Genomic DNA, 2,576 nt, shown 5'->3' on the forward strand with positions numbered 1-2,576 from the left:
ATCCAGGGCGACTTCACGGAGGACTCGGTGCTCGCTGAAATCCTGGAGGCCGTGGGTAATTCGCAGGTGGACCTTGTGATTTCCGATATGGCCCCCAATATGAGTGGTACGCCCGAAGTGGACATGCCCAAGGCCATGTTCCTCTGTGAGCTGGCGCTGGACCTGGCGGAACGGATCCTCAAGCCCGGTGGCAACTTCGTCATCAAGATTTTCCAGGGCGAAGGGTTCGACGTTTATCTGAAGGATGCTCGGAAGAAATTCGACAAGATCCAGATGATCAAGCCAGACTCTTCCCGTGGCAGCTCCCGTGAGCAGTACATGCTGGCCTGGGGTTATCGCGGCGGTGATGCGTAAAACAAGGTTTTTCGGCAGGGCGATAGGTTTTTCATATTTCGCTCTGCAGGCATAAGCGAATATTGTGTAGAAAGTGTTTCACAAAGGGTTACAGACGGCGCCTGCCAGAGTTGTAGGTAATGTAGTAAGTTAGGCCGGTGAATATCATGCGAAGCGCGCGCCAGTAGCGGAGCTTGCTTCAGAGGGTAGTTAATTGAACGATATGGCAAAGAATCTGATCCTGTGGTTGATCATCGCGGCAGTCCTGGTGACGGTGATGAACAACTTCTCCAGCCCTAACGAGCCGCAGACCCTCAACTATTCCGACTTCATCCAGCAGGTCAAGGATGGCAAGGTCGAGCGCGTAGCTGTTGACGGCTATGTGATTACCGGCAAGCGCACCGATGGCGACAGCTTCAAGACCATTCGTCCAGCAATTCAGGACAATGGCCTGATCGGCGATCTGGTCGACAATCACGTTGTGGTTGAAGGCAAGCAGCCTGAACAGCAAAGCATCTGGACCCAGCTCCTGGTGGCCAGCTTCCCGATCCTGGTGATCATCGCGGTGTTCATGTTCTTCATGCGCCAGATGCAGGGCGGCGCTGGTGGCAAGGGCGGGCCGATGAGCTTCGGCAAGAGCAAGGCACGCCTGCTCTCCGAAGATCAGGTGAAAACCACTTTGGCTGACGTTGCCGGTTGCGACGAAGCCAAGGAAGAAGTCGGCGAGCTGGTTGAGTTCCTGCGTGATCCGGGCAAGTTCCAGCGTCTGGGCGGTCGTATCCCGCGCGGCGTGCTGATGGTCGGTCCGCCGGGTACCGGTAAAACCTTGCTGGCCAAGGCGATTGCCGGCGAAGCGAAAGTGCCGTTCTTCACCATTTCCGGTTCCGACTTTGTCGAAATGTTCGTCGGTGTCGGCGCCAGCCGCGTCCGCGACATGTTCGAGCAGGCCAAGAAGCACGCCCCTTGCATCATCTTCATCGACGAAATCGATGCCGTGGGTCGCCATCGTGGCGCCGGCATGGGTGGCGGTCACGACGAGCGTGAGCAGACTCTCAACCAGTTGCTGGTGGAGATGGACGGCTTCGAAATGAATGACGGCATCATCGTGATTGCTGCGACCAACCGTCCGGACGTACTCGACCCTGCGCTGCTGCGTCCGGGCCGCTTCGACCGTCAGGTGGTCGTCGGCTTGCCGGATATTCGTGGTCGCGAGCAGATTCTGAAAGTGCACATGCGTAAAGTACCAATGGGCGACGACGTTGCTCCGGCAGTGATCGCACGGGGTACTCCGGGCTTCTCCGGTGCTGACCTGGCCAACCTGGTCAACGAGGCTTCGCTGTTCGCTGCTCGTAGCGGCAAACGCATCGTCGAGATGAAAGAGTTCGAGCTGGCGAAAGACAAGATCATGATGGGCGCCGAGCGCAAATCCATGGTCATGTCCGAGAAAGAAAAGCAGAACACTGCTTACCACGAAGCCGGCCACGCCATCGTTGGTCGCGTCGTGCCTGAGCATGATCCGGTCTATAAGGTGTCGATCATCCCGCGCGGTCGTGCGCTGGGTGTGACCATGTTCCTCCCGGAAGAAGATCGTTACAGCCTGTCCAAGCGTGCGCTGATCAGCCAGATCTGCTCGTTGTACGGTGGCCGTATCGCAGAAGAAATGACCCTGGGCTTTGACGGTGTAACCACCGGTGCGTCCAACGACATCATGCGTGCAAGTCAGATTGCCCGGAACATGGTGACGAAATGGGGCCTGTCGGAAAAACTCGGTCCGCTGATGTATGCCGAAGAAGAGGGCGAAGTGTTCCTCGGTCGCGGCGGTGGCGGCCAGGCTGCCAGCTTCTCTGGTGAGACCGCCAAGCTGATCGACTCCGAAGTACGCAGCATCATCGATCAGTGCTACGGCACCGCCAAGCAGATCCTCACGGATAACCGTGACAAGCTGGATGCCATGGCTGATGCGCTGATGAAGTACGAAACCATCGATGCCGAGCAGATCGACGACATCATGGCTGGCCGCACACCTCGCGAACCTCGCGACTGGTCGGGTGGCACCGGTACGCCTCCGCCTCCTGTCGTGCAGGACGAGCGTCCGGAAAAACCGATTGGCGGTCCGGCTGCTGACGTTTAAGGCTTGAAATGACTTCTGTACAGTCCCTGACCCGGTTGCCTTGCGGCAACCGGGTTCTTGATTTGGCCCAGACGCATGTCATGGGCATTCTCAATGTCACTCCTGATTCCTT

At 57.7% G+C, this 2,576-nt stretch carries 2 protein-coding genes and 1 pseudogene; all 3 read left to right on the plus strand.

Annotation, left to right across the window (positions count from 1 at the left end; all coding sequences use genetic code 11):
* Positions 1-354: SAM-dependent methyltransferase (locus tag D6877_RS07490; protein ID WP_277751477.1), on the plus strand; the 354-nt coding region annotated here is incomplete at its 5' end.
* A 202-nt stretch (positions 355-556) separates the two neighbouring features.
* Positions 557-2,464 (plus strand): ATP-dependent zinc metalloprotease FtsH, encoded by a 1,908-nt coding sequence (gene ftsH, locus D6877_RS07495; RefSeq protein ID WP_016771759.1) that lies wholly within the window; start codon positions 557-559, stop codon positions 2,462-2,464.
* Positions 2,465-2,472: 8 nt separating this feature from the next.
* Positions 2,473-2,576 (plus strand): annotated as a pseudogene (gene folP / locus D6877_RS07500) (dihydropteroate synthase); the annotation flags it as partial.

It is taken from the genome of Pseudomonas sp. Sample_9 (genome assembly GCF_004307535.1).
GTDB lineage: Bacteria > Pseudomonadota > Gammaproteobacteria > Pseudomonadales > Pseudomonadaceae > Aquipseudomonas > Aquipseudomonas mercuritolerans.